A 21142-nucleotide genomic window follows, 5' to 3' on the forward strand; every position below is an offset into this window, starting at 1 on the left:
GAGTGACAGGGAGGTCAGCGGACGCGGGCGAGGGTGCCGAGATACAACTCGATCACCTTCGGGTCGTGCAGCAGACCCATACCGGTGCCGGTGTGGGCGTTGCGGCCCTGGTCGAGAACGTAGCCACGGTCGCAGATCTGCAGGCACCTGCGGGCGTTCTGCTCGACCATCAGCACGGCGACGCCCGCGTCGTTGATCTCCTTCACCCTTTCGAACACCTGATCCTGGAAGATCGGTGACAGTCCTGCCGACGGCTCGTCGAGCAGCAGGACCGTCGGCTCCATCATCAGTGCCCGGGCCATGGCGAGCATCTGCCGCTCACCGCCGGACATCGATCCGGCCTTCTGCTTCCGGCGGGTGCCCAGCAGGGGGAAGATCTCCTCCACCGCCGCGGTCCGGCGGATGAATTTCTTGGGCTGCAGATAGATGCCCATCCGCAGGTTCTCCTCGACGGTCAGCGCGGGGAAGACGTTCTGAAGCTGCGGCACATACCCCACGCCCCGGCGGACCAGCTCGTGTGCGGGGCGATTGGTGACGTTGTCTCCGTGGAGTTGCACGGTTCCTTCGCGCACCCGCAACAGTCCGAAGACCGCCTTGATCAGTGTCGACTTTCCGGCGCCGTTGGGGCCGATCACTCCGACCAGCTCGCCGGTGCGCACCTCGATGCTGCAGCCGCGCAGCACATCGACGCCGGGCACATATCCGGCGACGATCTCGTCGGCCACCAGCACGGGCTGGTCCACGGGCCCGTTCGTGTATTCGGGCATGGGCTCACGCCTCCTCGCCGGTCGCTCCGGGTTCGTCGTGCCGCTTGCCGAGGTAGGCGTCCACGACGGCGCGGTTCCGGCCGATCGTGTACGGCGGTCCCTCGGCCACGAGTTTTCCGCCCGCCATGACGGCCACCCAGTCGCTGATGCCCATCACCACATCCATGTCGTGCTCGACGAAGCACACGGTCATCCCCTCGTCGCGCAACGCGGTGATGTGACCGAGCAGGGACTGGGTCAGCGCGGGGTTCACCCCGGCCATCGGCTCGTCCAGCAGGATCATGACGGGGCGGACCATCAGCGCGCGGGCCATTTCGAGCAGTTTGCGCTGGCCGCCGGAGAGGGTGCCCGCATATTCGTCACGCAGCTTGGTGAGCCGGAAGCGGTTGAGCAGCTCGTCGGCCCGGTCCACGTTCTCCCGCTCCTGCTTGCGCCACAGCGGCCTCAGCAGCGCGGGCAGCAGCCGCTCGCCGCGCTGCTCGGTCGCCGCCAGCAGCATGTTCTCCAGCACGGTGAGCCGCGCGGGGGTCCGGGTGAGCTGGAACGTACGGACCAGTCCCTGCTGGGCGATCCGGTGGGGCGGGCGCCCGCTGAGCTGCTGCCCTTCGAACGACCACTGACCACCGTCCGGCCGGTCGAATCCGCTCACCAGATTGAACAGCGTCGTCTTGCCGGCGCCGTTGGGCCCGATGAGGGCCGTGATGGTCCCGCGCTGCACCTCCAGATGGTCGACCTGTACGGCGACAAGGCCGCCGAAGGTGCGGGTCACACCGTCCAGGACGAGCAGCGGGTCCGGCTTGCGCACGCCGGGCACGGGTTCGAGCCCCGCTCCGGACCGGGGTCCGGGCTCGGGCTCGGGCGGCGACGAGGGTTGCATGTCAGCGGCCACTGAGCAGCATCTCCTTCCGACTGCCGAGGATCCCCTGCGGTCTGAACGCCATGAGCAGGATCAGGGCGAGCCCGACCAGGGCGAAGCGGACGGCGCCGATCTCCGAGGTGCTGATCACGTCGGACGAGATGTAGCCGGCGTCGATGGCCTGACGCAGTGCGCTGTCGATGAAGGAGAGCACGAACCAGAAGAGGATCGAGCCGACGACGGGGCCCAGCATCGTCCCGGCGCCGCCCAGCACGAGCAGGGTGTAGAGGAAGAAGGTGACGGCCGGATCGAAGCTGTCCGCGCTCACCGACTGCACTTGGATGGCCTGCAGCATTCCGGCGACCCCGCCGAGCACTCCGCCCAGCACAAGGCTCGTCATCTTGTACGCGTACACATTCTTGCCCAGGCTGCGCCCGGCGTCCTCGTCGTCGCGGATGGACCGGATGACACGGCCCCACGGGCTGTGGATCAGCAGGGCGAGCAGCACCCCGACGATCACCACCAGGGACCAGGCGATGATCATCACCCACAGGTCCCGGGCGCTGAACTTGACCGTCCAGAAGCCGTATGTGCCCCGTGGGATGGGGTTCAGGTCGTAGAAGTCATTGGCGAACCGCTGCAGCCCGAACACACCACCTGTGGTCGGCTCGGCCCAGCTGGACCGGTAGAACAGCCGTAGCGTCTCCCCCGCGGCGATCGTGGTGATCGCGAGATAGTCGGCGCGCAGCCGCAGGGTGGGCAGACCGAGCAGCAGTGCCAGCACGATCGCGGAGGCAAGTCCGACGAGGATGCCGAGCCACATCGAGCCGCCCCAGGTGACGACGGTGATCGCGAGCCCGTAACCGCCGACGAGCATGAAGCCGACCTGGCCGAAGTTCAGCAGTCCGGTGTAGCCGAAGTGCAGGTTCAGGCCCATGGCCGCGATCACGTAGATGGCGGCGATGGGGCCGATGCCGGACCGGATGGCGTCGGAGAGGATCGTGTCGAAGTCCATGCCACACCACCCCTCAACCGATGCGTTCGCGGTGGCCGAGGATGCCCTGCGGCCGGACGAGCAGAACGATGATGAGCGTGAGCAGTGCCCACGCGTATTGCAGGTCGACCGGGAACCAGAGCGTGGACATCTGGGCGACGATGCCGATGACGAGGCTGCCCACCATCGCGCCGTACGCGGAGCCGAGACCGCCGAGGATGACTCCGGCGAACATGAGCAGCAGCAGCTTGAAGCCCATGTCCCAGGTGACGATCTCGACCAGTCCGAAGAACACCCCGCCGAGCGCGGCGAGCGCACCACCGAGCATCCAGACCACCGAGACGACCCGCTTCACATCGATGCCCGAGGCCTCGGCGAGGTCGCGGTTTTCGGAGACGGCGCGGATGGCTGTGCCCATCCGGGTCTTCTGGAGCAGCGCGGCCACACCGAGCAGGGTCGCCACCGCGAGCAGGGTGACGGTGAGATCCCGTGGAGTGATGCCCACCGGGCCGAGGTCGTACGCCTTCTGGATGTCGTACTGGGCAAAGGAGCCGGGCCGGGCTCCGTACAGCACGAGCACGATGTGCCGCAGCAGCAGCGAAAGGCCGATCGTGACGATGAACATGTTGATCAGGCCCGTGCCGCGGGCCCGCAACGGCCGCCAGAGGCCGCGGTCGATGCCCAGGCCCAGCAGGGCGCCGAAGGCCACGGAGACGATCGCGGCGGGGATCAGATGCCAGCCGGGACCGGCCGGCGAGACATTCAGGAAGAACGCGAACGTGGCGCCAATCGTCACGAGCTCGCCGTGCGCGAAGTTGATCAGGTGGATGGTCCCGAAGATCAGGGACAGGCCCACCGCGCAGATCGCGATGATGACGCCGAACTGAATCCCGTCGATCAGCGCCTGCAGGGCACGGGCACCGAAGCCCGGGCCATGCGGTACCTCCTCCTCACCCTGCGCCGCCGCGGTGGCCGCGGGCAGCATCACAAGCAGCAGGGCGAGTGCCGGTGTCAACACACGCTTATGGCGCACTCTACGTCCGGTCTGTGCTTACGGTCTGAGAACTTCCGGTCTGTTACAACCACGCTCTGTTACCAGTGTTAGCACAGGAAATTTGCAGGCGCACGTCGGGCGGGGCCGGCGGCGCGCACGCCGGCGGCCCCGCGCCGTCAGCCCTCGTCCGGCGTCAGCCGCAGCGAAATGCTGTTGATGCAGTAGCGCTGATCGGTCGGGGTCGCGTACCCCTCCCCCTCGAACACGTGGCCGAGGTGCGAGCCGCACCGCGCGCACCGGACCTCCGTGCGGTGCATTCCGTGCGAGCGGTCCTCGATCAGCTCGACGGCGTCCGTGTCCTTCGGGTCGTAGAAGGACGGCCAGCCGCAGTGCGACTCGAACTTCGTGTCGGAGCGGAAGAGTTCGGCGCCGCACGCCCGGCAGGAGTAGACGCCCTCCGTCTTGGTGTCGGTGTACTCACCGACGAAGGCGGGCTCGGTGCCGGCCTGGCGCAGGACCTTGTACTCGGCGGGGGACAGCTCCGCGCGCCACTGCTCGTCCGGCTTTTCTACGTCGTACGACATGTAACTCGGCTCCCTCAGGTTCTACCGACCGGTCAGGCGGGCCAGGATGTCGGGACCGAGGTCCGTGACGTCGCCCGCGCCCATCGTGAGAACAAGATCACCGGGCTTCGTCATTCCCGCGACGACGTCGGGCACGCTCGCCTTGTCGTGGACCGGGGTGACGTCCGCGCCCGCCGCCCGGGCCGCGTCGATGATCAGGGCGCTGGTGATGCCCGGGATCGGGTCCTCGCGGGCCGGGTAGATGTCCAGGACCACGGACGCGTCGGCCAGGGCCAGAGCCTCGCCCATCTCGGTGCCCAGTTCCTGGGTGCGGGAGAAGAGGTGGGGCTGGAAGACCACCAGCAGCCGTGCGGCCTCGGCGGCGCCGCGCATCGCCTCGAGATCGGCGGTCATCTCGGTCGGGTGGTGGGCGTAGGAGTCGATGACCTGGACGCCCGCGGCCTCGCCCTTGAGCTGGAGACGGCGCTTGACGCCGGTGTACTTGCCGATCGCCGACGCGAGGTTGTGCGCCGGGATGCCGAGCGCGACTCCGGCGGCGAGCGCGGCCACGGCGTTGTGCGCGTAGTGGCGGCCGGGGACCGAGACGGTGAAGGTCAGGAAGCGGCCGTCCAGCAGGACCGTGACCTCACTGGTGAGACCGCGCGGGGTGACCTTGTGGACGCGCACGTCGGCGGACGGGGACTCGCCGTAGGTGACGACCTTGAGCGTCGACAGGTCGCGGACGCGGGAGGTGAGCTCCACGGCGCCGGGCTGGTCCGCGGCGATCACCAGCGTGCCGCCCGGGACGACCTTGCCGACGAAGGTCTCGAAGGAGTCGTAGATCTCGTCCATCGAGGCGTAGTTGGCGTGGTGGTCGAGCTCCACGTTGAGGACGATCGCGACCTCGGGGTCGTACTTCTGGAAGCTGCGGTCGCTCTCGTCGGCCTCGGCCACGAAGATGTCGCCCTCGCCGTGGCGGGCGTTCGTCCCCGGTCCCGCGAGGTCGCCGCCGATCGCGTACGAGGGGTCCAGGCCCAGCTCGGTCAGGGCCACGGCCAGCATGGAGGTGGTGGTCGTCTTGCCGTGGGTGCCCGCGACCGCGATCGAGCGCAGGCCGGTCATCAGCGAGGCGAGCGCGTCGGAGCGGTGCACGACCGGGACGGACAGCTCGGCGGCGCGCGCCAGCTCCGGGTTGTCCGCGCGGATGGCGCTGGAGACGACGACACAGCTGGCGTCGGCCGCGAGGTGCTCGGCGGCGTGCCCGATGTGGACGGTGGCGCCGAGCTCGCGCAGGGACTGGGCGGTCGCCGTTTCCTTCGCGTCGCTGCCCGCGACCTTCGCGCCGCGCTGGGCGAGGATCTTGGCGATGCCCGACATCCCGGCGCCACCGATGCCGATGAAGTGCGGGCGTTCCATGGCGCTAGGGATGGCGGGTGCCATGTGTGTGTCTCCCCAAGATGTACGAGTACGTGCGAGGGTCCAGCCTATTCGCTGTGCGCGAAGAGCTTGAGCACCGGTACTCCGACCTTGTGGCGGGCCCTGGAGGCCCAGTCGCGGTGGAAGAACTCCTCCACGTAGTGCGGTTCGGTCAGCACGATCACCTCGTCCGCGCCGGACTGGTCCACCACGGACGTCAGCTTGTCCAGCGGATGCTTCTCGACGACCTCGCCCACGGCCTCGCTGCCCGCTGCCCGCAGGGCCGCCAGCGAGTGCTCCAGGGCCAGCCGGGCGGGGGCCTCGGCGTCGTTGCCCTCGGGCTCGTCGCCCTCGCGGACGGCGTCCTTCAGTTCGCCGAGTGCGACATCGTCGATGGCCCGCAGCAGGACATCGGCCTGATCACCGCGGGGCTGCATCAGCACGATGAAGGACACCCGCTCGTCCCCGTGCAGGCTCGTGACGAATTCCACGTCTTCCGACGTCAGGGGCTTCTCGATCATCAATACGCTTGTGAACACGTCAGGAGCCCTTCTGCGGAAACCATCCTTCCCCGTGCCCGCACGGGGTCTGCGAGAGTAAGTGTGCCCAGCGGAAGCTAACCGGAATAGCAAGTTCCACCCCTTGTCAGATGCGACGGTAGCGGGTGAAAAGGAACCCCGCCTCCTCCAGCACCGACGCCAGGGCGAACCGCTCCGGAACCGCCAGCGCCGGTCCGCCCGCGATGCGCTGCGCGTCCCCCGCCGTCAGCGTCGGCGACAGGGTCAGACACAGCTCGTCCAGTACTCCGGCCGCCACGAACTGACCGAGCAGCCGCGGGCCGCCCTCGGTCAGCAGCCGTGTCAGGCCGCGCTCCGCCAGCGCCCGTACCGCCCTGGCCGGCTCCACGCCGGGCCCGTCCCCGGCGATCACCACCTCCACGCCCGCCTTCTCCGCCTCACGGATACGGTCCGGGGGCGCCCCGGCCCCCGTCAGCACCAGCGTCGGCACGAGGGGCTCGGCGAACAGCGGGAGCGAGAAGTCCAGGCCGAGCGAGGCGCTGACCACGGCGATCGCGGGTGCGGGACCTTGGCCGGCGGCCGCCCGCCGCGCCGCGAAGGCCTCCCGGGCTCGGGCCGGCCGGTAGCCCTCGAGACGTACCGTTTCGGCGCCGACCACCACCGCGTCGGCGAGCCCCCGCAGCGTGCCGAAGATCCGCATGTCCGTGTCGGAGGAGATCGCCTGCGAGCGGCCTTCGTGCTGGGCCGCCCCGTCCAGCGAGCTGACCATGTTCGCCCGCAGCCAGGGGCCGTCCGCGCCGTCCGGGTAGGCATAGGCGTCGGCCAGCTCGTCCAGGGACCACTCGTGATCCTCGGTGGCTGTCGGGTCGGTCACAGGGAGCAGGCGTCGCATACCGTGCAGTCTTCCACGGCCCTTACAGTTAAGAACTGTGTCGACCAGTGCCATAACCGAAGCGGCCCCGCTGTCCCTCTGCGCCCGCGAGCCGCATGTCCCCGCCGACCGGCTGGTCGCCGAGATGGTGCCGCCGCCGCGCTTCGACTCGGTGCGCTTCGACACGTACGTCCCGGACCCCAACCAGCCCAGCCAGCGCGAGGCCGTCACGGTTCTCAGCTCCTTCGCCGCGGGCCTGGGCGGCGCGCACGCGAGCGGCTCCGGCAGGCGCAGGTGGTTCGCCCGGAAGCCCGAGGCTCCCGCCGCCCCGCGCGGTGTCTACCTCGACGGCGGTTACGGCGTCGGCAAGACGCATCTGCTCGCGTCCCTGTGGCACGCCACCCCCGCCGAAGCGTCCCTCAAGGCCTTCGGCACCTTCGTGGAGCTGACGAATCTGGTCGGCGCCCTCGGCTTCCAGCAGACCGTGCGCACCCTGAGCGGACACCGGCTGCTCTGCATCGACGAGTTCGAGCTCGACGACCCGGGCGACACCGTCCTCGTGTCGACGCTTCTCGGAAAGCTGGTCGACGCGGGCGTGGCCCTGGCCGCCACCTCCAACACCCTGCCCGGCAAGCTCGGCGAGGGCCGGTTCGCCGCCGCCGACTTCCTGCGCGAGATCCAGGGTCTTTCGGCACACTTCCGACCCTTGCGGATCGACGGCGAGGACTACCGCCACCGCGGTCTGCCGAAGGCTCCTCCCCCGTACTCCGAGGAACAGGTCAACAAGGCCGCGTACGCCACCGAGGGCGCGTCCCTCGACGACTTCCCGCAGCTGCTGGAACATCTCGCGAAGGTGCACCCCAGCCGGTACGGGGCGCTCACCGACGGCCTGCGCGCCGTCTGTCTCACCGATGTCCAGCCCATCGCCGACCAGTCGACGGCGCTGCGTCTGGTGGTGCTCGCCGACCGGCTGTACGACCGCGAGGTGCCCGTCCTCGCGTCCGGGATGCCCTTCGACCGGCTGTTCAGCGAAGAAATGCTGAACGGGGGCTACCGCAAGAAGTACTTCCGGGCGATCTCGCGCCTGACCGCCCTGGCAAGGGACGCGAAGGGGCTTGTGGCGCAGTAGGTTTGGGGCCGTCACCCCGACCGAAGGGAACCATCATGGCCGCTACGCGTACCGCCCACACCATCTGGGAGGGCGACCTCCTCAAGGGCTCGGGCGAGGTCACCCTCGACTCCTCCGGCAACGGCACCTTCGCCGTATCGTGGCCGGCCCGCACCGAGCAGCCCGGCGGCAAGACCAGCCCGGAGGAACTGATCGCGGCCGCCCACTCCAGCTGCTACTCGATGGCGTTCTCCAACATCCTGGCCAAGGCCGGCCACGCGCCGACCCGCCTGGAGACCAAGGCCGACGTCACCTTCGTGCCCGGCGAGGGCATCACCGGCAGCCACATCACCGTGCGCGGTGAGGTCCCGGGCCTGGACAAGGACCGCTTTCTCGAGCTGGCCGAGGACGCCAAGAAGAACTGCCCCGTGAGCCAGGCGCTCGCCGGTACGACGATCACCCTGACCGCCGAACTCGCCTGACGTCGGCGACTCGCTCGGCCCAGCCACACCACGAGGCACTGTGGCCCGCATGCTCAGATGTGTCACGAATCAGCGTGACACACGCGTGCGGGTCACAACTCCTGCCGTCCGACAGTGAGTTGCGCCGCCTCGATCGACGCCCCGGCGGCACACACGGGCAGCGGGTTCACCGGCGCCGCGGCGACCGCCTCCGCGCCGGACCTGCTCGTCCACCCCACCACGCTCGCGGCAACCAGTGTTCCGTCGGAGGATCGAGGGAACGGACCGGAGCCGGAAGGGGTGCACTGTGGCCACGAAGGACGAGCAGGAGCCGGCCATGGAGCCGCAGGACCGCACGGGGAAGGAGGGGACGAAGCAGCCGGAGCCTCCGGCACCGCTCCGTGAGCTGCTGCGCGTCCCCGGCGGCGAGCACGTCGACCTCTCCGCCTACGAGGCCGACGCCACCCCGGTCGGCCCCCAGGACAAGGCCGCCGGCCTGGCCGCGACCGCCCGGATGGCTGAACGTCTCGCCAATCTCCAGGACCGGCTCTACGCGTCGAGCACGGCGGGCGACCGCCGTCGCATCCTGCTCGTGCTCCAGGGCATGGACACCAGCGGCAAGGGCGGCACGGTCAGGCACGTCGCCGGCCTCTTCAACCCGACCGGCTGCCGGATCAAGGCCTTCAAGGACCCGACGCCGGAGGAGAAGAACCACCCCTACCTCTGGCGGATCACCAGCGCCCTTCCGCAGCCGGGCGAGATCGGGATCTTCGACCGCTCGCACTACGAGGACGTAACCATCGCCCGGGTCCGTGAACTGGTACCGCGCAAGCAGCTCGGCCCCCGCTATGCCGAGATCAACCGCTTCGAGGAAGGCCTGGTCAAGGACGGGGTCACGATGGTGAAGGTCTTCTTGCACATCAGTTACGAGCAGCAGCGCCGCCGTCTGCTCGCGCGCCTCGACAACCCGGACAAGCACTGGAAGTTCGACCCGGGCGACATCGAGGAGCGGGCCGTGTGGCCCGACTACCAGAAGGCGTACGAGATCGCTCTGGAGCGCTGCTCGACGGTGGCCGCGCCCTGGTATCTCGTGCCGTCCGACCGCAAGTGGTACCGGAACTGGGCGATCAGCAAGCTGCTTCTCGAACATCTCGAGGCGCTGGATCCGCAGTACCCGCCGGCCGACTTCGATGTCGACGAGTGCCGCAAACGGCTGGTGGAGATGCCTTAGGCGATGTCCGCAGGACACCCCTGAGCCCCGTCGCCGAATCGCGGCGACGGGGCTCAGGGCACCGAGGTGCTCCGGGTGACTACTCGATGACGAGCTCGACCGGCAGGTTGCCGCGGGTCGCCTTGGAGTACGGGCAGTAGGCGTGGGTCTTCTCCAGCAGGTCACGGCCCGCCTCGCCCTGGAGGTGGTCGGGCAGCTCGACGCGCATGATCACGGAGAGGCCGAAGCCGCCGTCGGTGTCCTTGCCGATGCTGACCTCGGCGGTCACGGAGGCGTCCTTGACGTCGATCTTCTCCTGGCGGCCTATGGCCCCCATGGCGCTGGCGAAGCAGGCGGCGTACCCGGCGGCGAAGAGCTGCTCGGGGTTGGTGCCCTGTCCGTTGCCGCCCAGTGCCTGGGGGAAGGCCAGCGGCAGGTCGATGTGGCCGTCGGAGCTGACAGCGCGGCCGTCACGGCCATTGGCGGTGGCGACAGCGGTGTAGAGCGCGTCCATGAGTTGCATCCCTCTTCGTCCGTGGGGAACCGATGGCGCAACTACAGCACACAATTCAGTTGTGCACAACTCAGTGATGCGCAGGTATGCTGTCTCCATGGAGAAGAAGACACTGACGACCGTGCCGGACGAGGACTTCCTGCGCCTGGAACACCAGATCTGCTTCTCGCTGCACGCCGCGTCCCGCGCCTTCAACGGTGTCTACAGGGACGCGCTGAAAGATCTGAACCTCACCTATCCGCAGTACCTGGTGATGCTGGTGCTCTGGGAGCACGGCGAGCTGCCGGTGAAGCGGATCGGTGAGTACCTGCGTCTCGACTCGGGCACCCTGTCGCCCCTGCTCAAGCGACTGGAGGCGGCGGGTTACGTGGAACGGCGGCGCAGCCCCGAGGACGAGCGCTCCGTCACCGCACGCCCCACCGCCGCGGGCGCCGGGCTCCGCGAGCAGGCGCTGGGCGTACCGCGCAGGATCGCCGCGGCGACGGGCCTGTCCCTGGAGCGGATCCGGCAGCTGCGCACCGACCTCGAAGCCCTGACCGCGAGACTGGACGGCAGCGGCCCGGACCCTTCGGCCTGCGCCGGCGCCGACGCCGACGGCTGACGCAGCAGGCGACAAGGGCCCTGGGCATCCGTGGATGCCCAGGGCCCTTGTGTCCGTCCGTGGAGGATCAGCCGTTCTGGCCCGCGCCGTCGTCGGCCGCGCCGCCGCCGTTGTCCTCGGCGCCGCCACCCTGGCCGTCGTCCTGACCGCCACCCTGGCCGTCGTCCTGACCGCCACCGGCGCCGTCGCCGATCTGCGCGCCCACCGCGGCCAGCGCCGTCGTCACCGGCTGGAAGAAGGTCTCGCCGCCCTGGGTGCAGTCTCCGCTGCCGCCGGAGGTGAGACCGATCGCGCTCCCGTCCCTGGTGAACAGCGAACCGCCGCTGTCACCCGGCTCCGCACACACATCGGTCTGGATGAGGCCGCTGACGGTGCCCTCGGGGTAGTTGACCGTGGCGTTGAGCCCGGTGACCGCGCCGTCCTTCAGGCCCGTGGTGCTGCCCATACGGAACACCTGCTGGCCGACCGCGGCCTCGGCCGCCTGAGTGATCGCCACGGTCTGCCCATTGCCCAGGTCGACCGCGCTCGCGGCCTGGGTCGCCGGGTCGTCGTACTTCACCAGCGCGAAGTCGCCGTCACCCGGGAACGTCGCCTCCTGGACCGTGCCGATGGGCTGACCGTTCGCGGCCTCCGACCACTGCTCGGCCGCTACACCGCAGTGGCCCGCGGTCAGGAAGCCGGGGCTGCCGTCCTGCGTGGTCACATTGAAGCCGAGCGAACAGCGGGAGCCGCCACCGAAGATGGCGTCGCCGCCCTCCAGGAACGGTTTGAACTCACCCGTGGACTTCTGGATCCGGGCCACACCGTCGCCGAGGGACTTCACTGCCGTCTCGAGTCTGTCCCAGCGCTCGCCGGAGACCGTACGGTCCGCCGTGACGAGGATCTGGTTGGTCTTCGGGTCGACGGCCCACGCGGTTCCCGGGATGGTGGCCTTCGCGGCCAGCGTGCTCGCGGCTGACTTCAGTTCGCCCGTGCTGTTCTCGACACTCCGCGCCACGGCGCCGGCCTTGTTGACCTCGAGTGCGACGTTGTTGTTGTCGCCCACGACATTGACGACGAGCTGCTGCTTCTCGGCGTCGTAGTAGGCCCCGCCGTAGGCCTCACCGAGCTTCTTGCCCAGCTGCGAGACGAGTTCGGCCGCCGATGCGACGCTCATCTTCCTGGGGGCGGCGGCCTGCGACTGTGTGTCGGATCCGGACTGGGAAGCGTTCGCTTGGGGCAGCAGGATGGCCGCTGCGGCGATGCCCACCGCCCCGGCTCCCGCGAGAACGGCCTTCCGTTTGGGTATTCGCCTGTGACTCAACTCGTCGCCTCCTGATGGGGGTACGGAGTCCGGTTGCCGACGGAAACCGGGGGGACGCGTCCGCCCCTAGATACGGACGGGGCGGGAGTTGTACTCACCCACAGCGCGAAAAGGTCTTCTGACGGTCCGTAAGGCGAAGCTCTACGAGGGAAGTTGGCTGCCGCAACGGCTGCAGTAGCGTGCACCGATCTCCGCGGCGGGGCGGTCGCAGCGGGGGCAGACCCGGTCCAGCAGACACGCCGCCTCGCCCCCTTCCGCCTGCGCGGTGCTGCGGATGGCGAGGCCCGGACGACGGCGGTGCGCCGTGACGTAGACCAGTCCGTCCTCGTCGGCGAAGAGCGCGCGGCGGGTGCCGCGCGGAAGCCACGCCACGCACCCGGTCTGAAGCGACTGACGGGTGCCGTCGGCCTCCAGCCGGCCGCTGCCGCCCACCACGCAGAGCAACACATCGAGATCCGGGTCGACATGGCCGGTGACCCGGGTGCCGGGCAGCATGCGGATGACATTCGCGTCCAGCTGCCGCCCTTCGGCGGAGAGCCGCCACAGGGCGCCGCCGCGGTCGGTGGGTTCCTCGTGCAGCAGCTCAGCTACCCGGGCGAGCACGCCCACCGCAGGGGGCATAGGCATGTCATTCCTCCTGAGCACGGCGTCCCTCCGGTGCCCGGGCATCATTGCACAGTGCAAAGGAATCGGGCGGGTGAATTGGATGCGGGGGCCGGCCTCCGCGCAGGATAGAAAGGGGCCATGGCCGAGCACCCGCGCGCCGTCGGCGCCATGGACGACGTGGAGGCGGTGACCCGCGCCGTGCTGACGGCGTCCAGGCTGCTGGTCGCGGTGTCCGCGCGCTCCCTGACCTCCGTCGAGGACCGGGTGACGCTCCCCCAGTTCCGGCTGCTGGTCGTGCTGTCCACGCACGGTGCCGCCAAGCTCGTCGTACTCGCGGAGCGGCTCGCGGTCAGCCCGTCGACGGCGATGCGCATGGTGGACCGGCTGATCGCCGTCGGCCTCGTGGACCGGCGGACCAATCAGGACGACCGGCGCGAGACCGTACTGCGGCTGACGCCGGAGGGCGTACGGATCGTCGAGGACGTCATGGCCAGGCGCCACCAAGAGATCGCATCGATTGTGGAGCGGCTGGCACCCGGGCAGCGCGCCGCCCTGATCGCCGCGCTGACCGCGTTCACCGAGGCGGGCGGGGAGCCGGAGCTCCCGGACCGCCCGGGCGGACTGCACCCGCTCGGCTGGACGGGAGCCTGAACCACAGCCTGACACGCAGGCTGGGCCCGCCCCCTGACGGAACCTGACCCTGACGCACGTACGCCAGATACTCCGATAGTCATATCGATCGGATATTTTCCATCGGTGATCACTTTTGCACGAAGAATGGCGATCGCTGTCGTGATGGGTGCCGTGCTCGTCGGCTGCTCCGGCGGCAACCGCGACGGTCACGCGAAGCCCGCCCCCGCCGCACCCAAGCCCGGTAAGCCGCTGACGGACACGGTGCGAAGGGCGCCGACCGTGGCACCCGGGCCCGGTGGCCTGACCCCCGTCTTCGAGCGCGCAGCCAAGTCGGCGACCAGCGTCGGGAAGACGGTCGCGCTGACCTTCGACGCCGACATGACCGCCGGCCAGGGACCGCGGGCCGCGCGTGGCGAACACTTCGACAACCCCGCCCTCATCGCCTCGCTGCGGAAGCTGAACGTCCCCTCGACCGTCTTCATGACGGGCCGCTGGGCGGACCAGTACCCGGACCAGGCGAAGGCGATCGGCAACGATCCGCTCTTCGAGATCGCCAACCACTCCTACAGCCACTACGCCTTCACATCCCCCTGCTACGGCCTGCCGGAGGTGGCGAAGGACGCCATGCGGGCCGATGTGGACCGGGCCTTCGCCGCGTTCAGGAAGGCCGGGGCGCGCAATGTCGTCCCGTATTTCCGCTTCCCCGGCGGCTGCTACAACGACGAGGCCCTGCGCGCCCTCGCCCCCACGAAACTGACCGCGGTCCAGTGGGATGTCGTCAGTGGCGACGCCTTCGCTACGGACGCCGACGCGGTCGCCGAGCAGGTGCTGGCGGGGGTCCGGCCGGGGTCCCTGGTAGTCATGCACTGCACGCGCAGCGCAGCACCGGTCACGGAGCAGGCGGTCAGGAGGATCGTGCCCGAACTGCGCAGGCGGGGCTATCGCCTGGTGAGGGTCTCGGATCTGATGCGGTGATCGCCCGTGGCCGGATCAGCCCGAGCACGCCGTCCGCTGGGCTTCCTGCCACTCGCAGACCGGGCACAGCGTCACACCCTTGACGGACTCCGGGTACTGAGTGGGCTTCCGGCACAGCACGCACTCGGCGAACGGCGGCCCGCTTGCCGCCACGGGGGCGGGAGCAGGCGTCTCGCAGTACGGCTCGTCCATGCGTACGAGGTTAACGCGGCGGCCGGGCGCCTCGGCCGCCACGAGCCTCAGCTTGCCGACGCCTGCGGGGTGAGCTCGCTGGGACGGACGATCACGAAACCCTCGCCCTGGAGCATCAGCTGGACGGCCTCGCCCGAGCCGCCGCGGATCATCGAGCCGACCGACTGCGAGCGGTGCAGCGACGTGTTGAGCTGAGCGCTCCAGCCGACCACCGCGTCGGTGTCGACGTACACGGGCTGCTGGCCGGTCACCGGGATCACGATGGGGTTGCCGTCGCAGATGACGGCGAGCTTCCCGTAGCCGGTGAAGACACTGTTGAACAGGCCGCCGCCGGTCATGCCGGCGCCCTTCACGGTCTTTATCTCGTACGAGAGCGTGGCGTCGAAGCACAGGACGTTGCGGCCGTTGATGGTGAGCGCGTCGCCCTGATCGATGTCGACGATGAAACAGTTCTGCGCCTCGTGCGCGAACCATGCCTCGCCCTGGCCGCGGACCGCCATCAGGGCCAGGCCCTCGCCCGTGACGGCGCGCTTGAGCATGCCGCCTATGCCCTGGCCCTTGCGCTCGAACTGGAGGTTGCCGCGGAAGGCGATCATCGATCCCTGCCGCGCGTGCATCTCGCCGTTGACGGCGTACTTGATCGACTTGGCGTTCTGCAGGCTCATACCGGGCACGGTGGCCTGCTGTGCCATGTTCTCGGAGGCGAAGAGATCACTTTTCATGGGGAGCATCGTCGCCCGGACGACTCCGTTCCGCCAACAGTCCTTCAAGGCGCGTCGCGGGCGGCTGGCAGACTGGCTGGTGTGAGCAGCGAAGAACCCGCAACCGACAGTCCCTTCCGGCACGAGAGCACCGCCCGCGACGAGGCCCCGCAGTTCGTGCTGCCGCTCGTCGTACGGATCGAGAAGGCCGAACCCCCGGCCCGTACCGACGCGCTGGAGGCCGCTGCCCGCGCCGTGCTCGACATCCTCGCCGACGAGCGTTCACTGGGCGACGGAGAGTGGGCGCAGGCGATGCGGGACTGGCAGGACGCCCGTATCCGCAAGGTGGTGCGCAGGGCGCGCGGCGCGGAGTGGCGCAAGGCGGCGGCGCTGCCCGGCATCACGGTGACGCAGGGGACGGCCGAAGTCCGCGTCTTCCCGCCCGTCCCGCTGGACGGCTGGCCCAAGGAGCTGGCCAAGCTCCAGGTCTCGGGCACCGACCTGGACGACCCCGAACCACCCGCCGCGCCCGAGCTCGCGGGTCCGGTGCTGTGGCTCAGCCCCGGTCTGGACATGTCGGCGGGCAAGGCGATGGCGCAGGCCGGGCACGGCGCCCAACTCGCGTGGTGGGAGCTGTCGGAGGCGGACCGCAAGGCGTGGCGTGAGGCCGGTTTCCCGCTGACCGTGCGCACCGCGGAGCCCGTGCTCTGGCAAGAGCTCACGGTCAGCGGCCTGCCGGTGGTGCGTGACGCGGGCTTCACGGAGATCGCTCCGGGGTCCTGCACGGTGGTCGCCGATCATCCGTCGCTGCGCGGCTGAACACCGGGGACCCCCCGTACGTACCTCTCAGTACCGCCCCTTATTTTGAACCGCGGTTCAACGGGCGGTTGGTTGCCGTGTAACGCATCGGCTCTGGAGGCACATTGTTGCGGCGCATCAACGGGACAGCACTCATCATCGCGGCTCTGGTCGCCACGGTAGGGGCTCTCGCGTTCCCCGTGTGGTCATACGCGGACCGTTCCGGCACCGGTCAGGACAACGTCAATGCCTCGAGTGTGGGGACCCAGTGGGGGCCCCTGACCGCCACCGACCGCGATTTCCTGGTCAAGGTCCGGCTGGCCGGGCTCTGGGAGCTGCCCGCAGGACAGCAGGCGATCGAGCGGGCGCCGAGCAAGGCGATCAAGGAGGCGGGTGACCACCTCATCGTCGGCCACACCGACCTCGACAAGCGGGCGCGCGACGTTGCCGCGAAGCTCGGCGTCGAGCTGCCGAACCAGCCGAACGACCAGCAGCAGGCATGGCTGCGGGAGCTGTCGGCGGCGAGCGGCCAGGATTACGAGCGCAAGTTCGCGAATCTCCTGCGCAATGCGCACGGCAAGGTCTTCGCGCTGATCGCCCAGGTCCGGCACACGACGCGGAACACCCTGATCCGCCAGCTGGCTTCGGACGCGAACCAGACGGTGCTCGACCACATCACCATGCTGGAGGCGACCGGCTTCGTCGACTTCGACGCCATCGCGAACGAGGCGGCGGGCGGGGCGACGGCCAGCCCGACCGGCCCGCCGCCGCCGGACGGCAACCTGCCGCCGCAGCCGGCGCCGGTGTCGCCGTCCGGGGACCAGTCGTTCACCTCGCGGCCGTCGACACAGCCGGGGCCGCCGACGGCGATCAACACCAACCGTCCGTAGCGCGGGGTTCCGCCTGCGGCCGCCGGGCAACCAAAGGCGGCCACAGGCGGAACCTCAAATCAACCTCTGAACGTCCCCTCCTCTGGATTCACCGCCGTCCGGCGGGGCCATAGGCCCTGCACGCACCGTCACACGGCGCAGGGGAGGGGACCCATGGAACTCGGTATCGGTATCGGCTGGCGCCCGGAGATCGCGGACGCGGTGGAGGAACTGCCAGGCGTCGACTGGGTCGAGGTCGTCGCCGAGAACATCTGCCCGGGCCATCTGCCCGCCGCCCTGACCCGGCTGCGCTCGCGCGGCACCCGGATCATCCCGCACGGCGTCTCCCTCGGCCTGGGCGGCGCGGACCGTCCGTCTCAGCAGCGGCTCGCGGACCTGGCGGAGCGCGCGACAGCGCTGGGGGCGCCGCTGGTCACCGAACACATCGCGTTCGTACGCGCCGGAGGCGTGCTCACCGCGTCCCCGCAGCTGGAAGCGGGCCACCTGCTGCCGGTGCCGCGCACCTGGGACGCGCTGAAGGTGCTCTGCGAGAACGTCCGCATCGCGCAGGACTCGCTCCCGGTGCCGCTGGCACTGGAGAACATCGCGGCCCTGATCTCCTGGCCGGACGAGGAACTCACGGAGGGCCAGTTCCTGGCGGAACTGGTGGACCGGACAGGCGTGGGCCTGCTGATAGACGTGGCCAACCTCCACACGAACCACGTCAACCGCGGCGAGCACCCGGTGAAGGCACTGGACGAGCTCCCGGTGGAGGCGATCGCGTACGTCCACGTGGCGGGCGGCATCGAACGCGACGGCATCTGGCACGACACCCATGCCCACCCGGTCACCCAGCCGGTTCTGGACATCCTGTCGGCGCTGCGGGACCGGGTGACACCGCCGGGAGTGCTGCTGGAACGGGACGACGACTTCCCCCCTGCGGAGGAACTCGCGGCGGAACTCACAGCGATCCGCACGACGGTGGGTGCCGGGACGGCGCCGGCAGGGCGGGGTGCGGGCGCGAACGAGCCCGGCGGGGCCCACCCCCAGGAACGGGGAGGGGCGGACCCTGGTGCGCGAGAGCGGCTCGCGCTCGGTCAGGCCGCTCTCCTGTCCGCCCTCGTCGCGGGCACCCCCACCCCCGAAGGCTTCGACTCCCGGCGCCTGCGCGTCCAGAGCCGTGCTCTCGCCGCCAAGCGCGCCGATGTCGTCGCCAAGGTCGCTCCCGAGCTGCCCGAGATCCTCGGCCGCGGGTATCGCGATGCGTTCCTCGCATACGCCAAGTCCCGGCCCATGCAGTCCGGTTACCGCCGTGACGCCCTCGACTTCGCCGAGCAGCTGCTCATCGCGGGGCGCCCCGAGGACGAGACCGCCCGCCGTCTGCTGACCCGCTGGTGGGAGGAGCGCGCCGCCCCGCATCCGCCGCGGCGTGCCACCCGTCTCGTACGCGCCGCCCGTGCGGCCCTCACCCGGAGGTGAACCCCGATGGTCCTGCTCACCGTTCTCGTCTATCTCGTCGTCGGCGCGTCCTCCGCCGCGCTGATCGTCCGTTCGTCCTCCGCCCGGCGCAGCCACCCCGCGACCGGACCCGTCCCGCATGTCTACGAGGCCGCCTTCCTCAGCGGCGGCCCGGCCAGGGTCGTCGACTCGGCGATCGCCGCGCTGCATGCGGACGGCCGGCTGGCGATCGGCGGCCCGGGCATCGTCTCCGTACGCCACCCGCTCGCCCACGACCCGGTCGAGCGCGCGGTCTTCGAGCAGCTGGCCGCCGCCCCGACCGGTGCGCTGCACACGCTGCGCATCGCGGTGATGCGGCACCCCGCCGTGCAGGAGATCGGAGACGGCCTCGCCGCCGGCGGTCTGATGGCACCGCCGGGGCAGAACCGCAGACTGACGGTGTGGGGTGTCACGCAGGGCCTTCTGAGCCTGCTCGCCCTGCCGGTCGCCTTCGTTCTCACCGTCATCAGCTTCGTCAGTGACGACGACCCAGGCGTGCCGTTCATCGTCATGGTCCTCCCGGCCCTGATCGCCGGCAGCGTGACCGGGTTCGTCGTGGCGGGCCTCTCCCGGCGCCGGATCACCACGGCCGGGCAGCAGGCCCTGCGTTCGTACGCGACCCAGAACGCACAGGCGTTCTCGGCGGCCCATCTCGTCGCGCTGCACGGTCTGCGCGCGGTGCCGGACCCCGCGCTCCAGGCGCAGCTGATCGCCGCGGCCCGTAACCCGGCGGCCCGGACCGGCAGCCACTCGCCGTCGTCCACGGACCATGTGGCCGTGTGGTGTGCCGGGTCGAGCCCGGGATCGGGCTGCGGCGGCTCCAGCTGCGGGGCGGGCGGCGGGTCATCGGACGGCTCCGGCTCGGCCTGCAGCAGCGGGTCGAGCTGCGGCGGATCGTCCGGTGGCTCCAGCTGCGGCAGTTCGTCCGGGTCCAGTTGCGGTTCGTCCTCCGGCTCCAGCTGCGGCAGCAGCTCCTGACCGCGCCTCCACGCGCCCACCTCGCACTTGTGCCAACCGCCCACAGGATCATCACGCAGCCGACTAGCGTGCGGACCGCACGCAGGAGGCACTATGCGTTTCCTCACCGGCACCGGCCTGATCGTCGTCGCCCTGACGGCGACCGTCGCCGCGATTCTCTTCCCCGTCTGGTCGTACGACGACCGCTCAGGAACCGCCGAGGCCAACCTCCGGGCCGGTTCCGTCCCCACCCCCTGGGGCCCGCTGTCCGCCGCCGACCGTGACTTCGTCGTCCGGGTCAGACTCGCCGGCCTGTGGGAGCTGCCCGCAGGCCAGCAGGCCGTGGGCCGCGCCCCCAGCGTCGCGGTCAGGACGGCGGGCGAGCATCTCGTGCAGGGCCACACGTATCTCGACGCCCGCGTCCGCGAGGTCGCGTCCCGGCTCAACCTGGAGCTGCCGAACCAGCCGACCGCCCAGCAGCAGGGCTGGCTGAAGGAGTTCACCAAGGCGCGCGGCAAGGAGTACGAGACGAAGTTCGCCAATATCCTGCGCCGGGCGCACGGCAAGGTCTTCTCGCTCGTCGCGGACATACGCAACAGCACGCGCAACACCCTGGTGCGCGCACTCGCCGACGACGCCAACACCACCGTCCTCGACCACATCAAGATCCTTGAAGCGACCGGTCTCGTCGACTTCGACGCCATCGCGTCTCAGGCGGCGGGCACCGGGACCGCGAGCCCGACCGGACCGCCGCCGCCCGTGCCGGGGGCGACACCGCCGCCGGCCAAGACCCTCACACCCACCCCGACCCCCTCCTTCTCGCTGCCGCCCGCGGCGTCCCGGCCGCGCTCCGACATCACGAACGGATAACGGCACGGTCCGCATGGTGAACAACCCATGGCGCTCCAGCGGACATCTCGCGTAGAAACCAGCCATGCTCTGGGTCCGGTTCGTGCTGGTGGCCTGGGCCGCGGCAGGCATCAGCTGCGCGCGGCTCTGCATAGCCGCTGTCGAAGCCGCCCGCCCGCCGTCCCCCGAAGAAGGGGCAGGCAAACGGGAGTTGAGCCTGTACGAAGCGGCGTTCCTGTCGGGTGGCCCGCACCGGGTCGCCGAGCTCACGCTGGTCTCGATGCACCGCCGCCGCATGCTGCTCCTCGCGCACACCGGCTGGGCCACGGTCGTCGACCCGGAGGGCGAGGACGACCTGGAGCGTTCGGTCATCGGCGCGATAGGGCCGGCGGGCCAGGCGCGGATAGCGGCAGTACGGGCGGCCGCCTCCGCAGCCGATGCCGTACGGGCCGTCGGAAACCGGCTCGTCAGCGCCGGGCTCGCCGTCCCGGACGGCGCCATGTCGGGGGTCGCTGCGGCCGTACGCGCGGTGCAGGGCGCGAGCGTGCTCACGGTCGCGATGGCGGCGGCCGCCGGGCTGCTCCTCCCTCAGGGACAGGGCACGACGGCACCGGTGCTCGGCTGGTTCGCGCTGCCCCTGCTGCTCACCCTCGGCTGCCTGGCCATCGCGCGCATCGAGGTGCGTCCGTACACCCGCTGGGCCTCTCCCGACGGTCTGCGCCTGCTCCGCGCGCTGTCCACCGAGGACTCGCTCGCGGCTCTCGCGGTGGGCGGCGTCCGCGCGCTCGACGATCCGAAGCTGCGAGCGGCGCTCACGAGTGGCCGTACGGCGCATCGGAGTCATTGACCCCGACACCGGACATCGGTCCTTTACAACGACAAATGCTCT

Annotated in this window: 25 protein-coding genes; 12 read left to right on the forward strand and 13 right to left on the reverse strand. The window is 70.1% G+C overall.

The window, feature by feature from the left end; genetic code table 11:
* Positions 1–14: 14 nt before the first annotated feature.
* From OHA61_RS08200 to OHA61_RS08235, 8 genes are all read right to left on the reverse strand, one after another.
* Positions 15–767 carry an ABC transporter ATP-binding protein gene (locus OHA61_RS08200; RefSeq protein WP_406302465.1) on the reverse strand — a complete coding sequence of 251 codons (753 nt, stop codon included), beginning with the start codon at positions 765–767 and terminating at the stop codon, positions 15–17.
* 4 nt (positions 768–771) lie between these two features.
* Positions 772–1656, reverse strand: a complete 885-nt coding sequence (locus OHA61_RS08205; RefSeq protein ID WP_406302466.1) for an ABC transporter ATP-binding protein — start codon at positions 1654–1656, stop codon at positions 772–774.
* On the reverse strand, positions 1646–2638 hold the full coding sequence (locus tag OHA61_RS08210; protein ID WP_406302467.1) for a branched-chain amino acid ABC transporter permease: 993 nt from the start codon (positions 2636–2638) through the stop codon (positions 1646–1648). Before OHA61_RS08210 ends, OHA61_RS08205 begins: the two co-directional genes overlap by 11 nt.
* Before the next feature lie 13 nt (positions 2639–2651).
* On the reverse strand, positions 2652–3635 hold the full coding sequence (locus OHA61_RS08215) for a branched-chain amino acid ABC transporter permease (protein ID WP_406302468.1): 984 nt from the start codon (positions 3633–3635) through the stop codon (positions 2652–2654).
* A gap of 152 nt (positions 3636–3787) precedes the next feature.
* Complete coding sequence (gene msrB / locus OHA61_RS08220) at positions 3788–4195, reverse strand: peptide-methionine (R)-S-oxide reductase MsrB (RefSeq protein WP_324984490.1); 408 nt, start codon at positions 4193–4195, stop codon at positions 3788–3790.
* A gap of 21 nt (positions 4196–4216) precedes the next feature.
* Entirely contained in the window at positions 4217–5614 is a 1398-nt protein-coding gene (gene murC / locus OHA61_RS08225; protein WP_406302469.1) for a UDP-N-acetylmuramate--L-alanine ligase, read from the reverse strand.
* Between the two features lie 44 nt (positions 5615–5658).
* Complete coding sequence (locus OHA61_RS08230) at positions 5659–6111, reverse strand: indole-3-glycerol phosphate synthase (protein WP_406302470.1); 453 nt, start codon at positions 6109–6111, stop codon at positions 5659–5661.
* 124 nt (positions 6112–6235) lie between these two features.
* Positions 6236–7000 carry a pyrimidine reductase family protein gene (locus OHA61_RS08235; protein WP_406302472.1) on the reverse strand — a complete coding sequence of 255 codons (765 nt, stop codon included), beginning with the start codon at positions 6998–7000 and terminating at the stop codon, positions 6236–6238.
* 37 nt (positions 7001–7037) lie between these two features.
* On the opposite strand from OHA61_RS08235, the gene zapE reads away from it, so the two are divergent.
* From zapE to OHA61_RS08250, 3 genes are all read left to right on the forward strand, one after another.
* Entirely contained in the window at positions 7038–8108 is a 1071-nt protein-coding gene (zapE, locus tag OHA61_RS08240; RefSeq protein ID WP_406302473.1) for a cell division protein ZapE, read from the forward strand.
* Between the two features lie 35 nt (positions 8109–8143).
* Positions 8144–8569 (forward strand): OsmC family protein, encoded by a 426-nt coding sequence (locus OHA61_RS08245; protein WP_266482248.1) that lies wholly within the window; start codon positions 8144–8146, stop codon positions 8567–8569.
* A 316-nt stretch (positions 8570–8885) separates the two neighbouring features.
* Positions 8886–9779, forward strand: a complete 894-nt coding sequence (locus OHA61_RS08250; RefSeq protein WP_406307300.1) for a PPK2 family polyphosphate kinase — start codon at positions 8886–8888, stop codon at positions 9777–9779.
* A gap of 79 nt (positions 9780–9858) precedes the next feature.
* Here the strand turns inward: OHA61_RS08250 and OHA61_RS08255 are convergent, their stop codons facing one another.
* A complete protein-coding gene (locus OHA61_RS08255) occupies positions 9859–10272 on the reverse strand; it encodes an organic hydroperoxide resistance protein (protein WP_266482246.1) in 414 nt (137 codons plus the stop codon).
* Between the two features lie 97 nt (positions 10273–10369).
* Here OHA61_RS08255 and OHA61_RS08260 point away from each other — a divergent pair, with 97 nt between their 5' ends.
* Positions 10370–10873: a MarR family winged helix-turn-helix transcriptional regulator gene (locus OHA61_RS08260; protein WP_406302474.1), complete on the forward strand. Its 504-nt coding sequence runs from the start codon at positions 10370–10372 to the stop codon at positions 10871–10873.
* Positions 10874–10940: 67 nt separating this feature from the next.
* Here the strand turns inward: OHA61_RS08260 and OHA61_RS08265 are convergent, their stop codons facing one another.
* Both OHA61_RS08265 and OHA61_RS08270 read right to left on the reverse strand, forming a co-directional pair.
* Positions 10941–12176, reverse strand: coding sequence for a S1 family peptidase (locus OHA61_RS08265; protein WP_406302475.1), 1236 nt, complete (start codon positions 12174–12176; stop codon positions 10941–10943).
* A 141-nt stretch (positions 12177–12317) separates the two neighbouring features.
* A complete protein-coding gene (locus OHA61_RS08270; RefSeq protein WP_406302476.1) occupies positions 12318–12803 on the reverse strand; it encodes a cupin domain-containing protein in 486 nt (161 codons plus the stop codon).
* A gap of 117 nt (positions 12804–12920) precedes the next feature.
* On the opposite strand from OHA61_RS08270, the gene OHA61_RS08275 reads away from it, so the two are divergent.
* Both OHA61_RS08275 and OHA61_RS08280 read left to right on the forward strand, forming a co-directional pair.
* A complete protein-coding gene (locus tag OHA61_RS08275; RefSeq protein ID WP_389370156.1) occupies positions 12921–13433 on the forward strand; it encodes a MarR family winged helix-turn-helix transcriptional regulator in 513 nt (170 codons plus the stop codon).
* A gap of 126 nt (positions 13434–13559) precedes the next feature.
* Positions 13560–14390, forward strand: a complete 831-nt coding sequence (locus OHA61_RS08280) for a polysaccharide deacetylase family protein (protein WP_406302477.1) — start codon at positions 13560–13562, stop codon at positions 14388–14390.
* A gap of 15 nt (positions 14391–14405) precedes the next feature.
* Here OHA61_RS08280 and OHA61_RS08285 read toward each other — a convergent pair whose 3' ends face one another.
* Both OHA61_RS08285 and OHA61_RS08290 read right to left on the reverse strand, forming a co-directional pair.
* A complete protein-coding gene (locus tag OHA61_RS08285) occupies positions 14406–14582 on the reverse strand; it encodes a hypothetical protein (protein WP_406302478.1) in 177 nt (58 codons plus the stop codon).
* A gap of 47 nt (positions 14583–14629) precedes the next feature.
* The gene (locus tag OHA61_RS08290; protein ID WP_324984518.1) at positions 14630–15304 is read right to left on the reverse strand and encodes an AIM24 family protein; all 675 of its coding nucleotides are present in this window, start codon (positions 15302–15304) and stop codon (positions 14630–14632) included.
* A gap of 72 nt (positions 15305–15376) precedes the next feature.
* On the opposite strand from OHA61_RS08290, the gene OHA61_RS08295 reads away from it, so the two are divergent.
* The 6 genes from OHA61_RS08295 to OHA61_RS08320 all read left to right on the forward strand — a co-directional run bounded on the left by OHA61_RS08295 (position 15377) and on the right by OHA61_RS08320 (position 21100).
* Positions 15377–16102 carry a peptidyl-tRNA hydrolase gene (locus tag OHA61_RS08295; RefSeq protein ID WP_406307301.1) on the forward strand — a complete coding sequence of 242 codons (726 nt, stop codon included), beginning with the start codon at positions 15377–15379 and terminating at the stop codon, positions 16100–16102.
* A gap of 107 nt (positions 16103–16209) precedes the next feature.
* A complete protein-coding gene (locus tag OHA61_RS08300) occupies positions 16210–16971 on the forward strand; it encodes a DUF4142 domain-containing protein (RefSeq protein ID WP_406302479.1) in 762 nt (253 codons plus the stop codon).
* Positions 16972–17124: 153 nt separating this feature from the next.
* Complete coding sequence (locus tag OHA61_RS08305; RefSeq protein ID WP_406302480.1) at positions 17125–18429, forward strand: DUF692 domain-containing protein; 1305 nt, start codon at positions 17125–17127, stop codon at positions 18427–18429.
* A 6-nt stretch (positions 18430–18435) separates the two neighbouring features.
* The gene (locus OHA61_RS08310; protein ID WP_406302481.1) at positions 18436–19425 is read left to right on the forward strand and encodes a TIGR04222 domain-containing membrane protein; all 990 of its coding nucleotides are present in this window, start codon (positions 18436–18438) and stop codon (positions 19423–19425) included.
* A 93-nt stretch (positions 19426–19518) separates the two neighbouring features.
* On the forward strand, positions 19519–20274 hold the full coding sequence (locus tag OHA61_RS08315; protein ID WP_406302482.1) for a DUF4142 domain-containing protein: 756 nt from the start codon (positions 19519–19521) through the stop codon (positions 20272–20274).
* Positions 20275–20338: 64 nt separating this feature from the next.
* On the forward strand, positions 20339–21100 hold the full coding sequence (locus OHA61_RS08320) for a TIGR04222 domain-containing membrane protein (protein WP_406302483.1): 762 nt from the start codon (positions 20339–20341) through the stop codon (positions 21098–21100).
* Positions 21101–21142 lie beyond the last annotated feature (42 nt).

Source organism: Streptomyces sp. NBC_00885 (assembly GCF_045207475.1).
Lineage (GTDB): Bacteria > Actinomycetota > Actinomycetes > Streptomycetales > Streptomycetaceae > Streptomyces.

Coding starts and splice junctions, on each gene's coding strand:
- OHA61_RS08260 (WP_406302474.1), top strand. CDS start 10,370: ATGGAGAAGAAGACACTGACGACCGTGCCGGACGAGGACTTCCTGCGC.
- OHA61_RS08305 (WP_406302480.1), top strand. CDS start 17,125: ATGGAACTCGGTATCGGTATCGGCTGGCGCCCGGAGATCGCGGACGCG.
- OHA61_RS08320 (WP_406302483.1), top strand. CDS start 20,339: ATGCTCTGGGTCCGGTTCGTGCTGGTGGCCTGGGCCGCGGCAGGCATC.
- OHA61_RS08270 (WP_406302476.1), bottom strand. CDS start 12,803: ATGCCTATGCCCCCTGCGGTGGGCGTGCTCGCCCGGGTAGCTGAGCTG.
- OHA61_RS08235 (WP_406302472.1), bottom strand. CDS start 7,000: ATGCGACGCCTGCTCCCTGTGACCGACCCGACAGCCACCGAGGATCAC.
- OHA61_RS08210 (WP_406302467.1), bottom strand. CDS start 2,638: ATGGACTTCGACACGATCCTCTCCGACGCCATCCGGTCCGGCATCGGC.
- OHA61_RS08280 (WP_406302477.1), top strand. CDS start 13,560: ATGGCGATCGCTGTCGTGATGGGTGCCGTGCTCGTCGGCTGCTCCGGC.
- OHA61_RS08255 (WP_266482246.1), bottom strand. CDS start 10,272: ATGGACGCGCTCTACACCGCTGTCGCCACCGCCAATGGCCGTGACGGC.
- msrB (WP_324984490.1), bottom strand. CDS start 4,195: ATGTCGTACGACGTAGAAAAGCCGGACGAGCAGTGGCGCGCGGAGCTG.
- OHA61_RS08290 (WP_324984518.1), bottom strand. CDS start 15,304: ATGAAAAGTGATCTCTTCGCCTCCGAGAACATGGCACAGCAGGCCACC.
- OHA61_RS08275 (WP_389370156.1), top strand. CDS start 12,921: ATGGCCGAGCACCCGCGCGCCGTCGGCGCCATGGACGACGTGGAGGCG.
- OHA61_RS08245 (WP_266482248.1), top strand. CDS start 8,144: ATGGCCGCTACGCGTACCGCCCACACCATCTGGGAGGGCGACCTCCTC.
- OHA61_RS08230 (WP_406302470.1), bottom strand. CDS start 6,111: ATGATCGAGAAGCCCCTGACGTCGGAAGACGTGGAATTCGTCACGAGC.
- OHA61_RS08250 (WP_406307300.1), top strand. CDS start 8,886: ATGGAGCCGCAGGACCGCACGGGGAAGGAGGGGACGAAGCAGCCGGAG.
- OHA61_RS08200 (WP_406302465.1), bottom strand. CDS start 767: ATGCCCGAATACACGAACGGGCCCGTGGACCAGCCCGTGCTGGTGGCC.
- OHA61_RS08285 (WP_406302478.1), bottom strand. CDS start 14,582: ATGGACGAGCCGTACTGCGAGACGCCTGCTCCCGCCCCCGTGGCGGCA.
- OHA61_RS08315 (WP_406302482.1), top strand. CDS start 19,519: ATGCGTTTCCTCACCGGCACCGGCCTGATCGTCGTCGCCCTGACGGCG.
- murC (WP_406302469.1), bottom strand. CDS start 5,614: ATGGCACCCGCCATCCCTAGCGCCATGGAACGCCCGCACTTCATCGGC.
- OHA61_RS08310 (WP_406302481.1), top strand. CDS start 18,436: ATGGTCCTGCTCACCGTTCTCGTCTATCTCGTCGTCGGCGCGTCCTCC.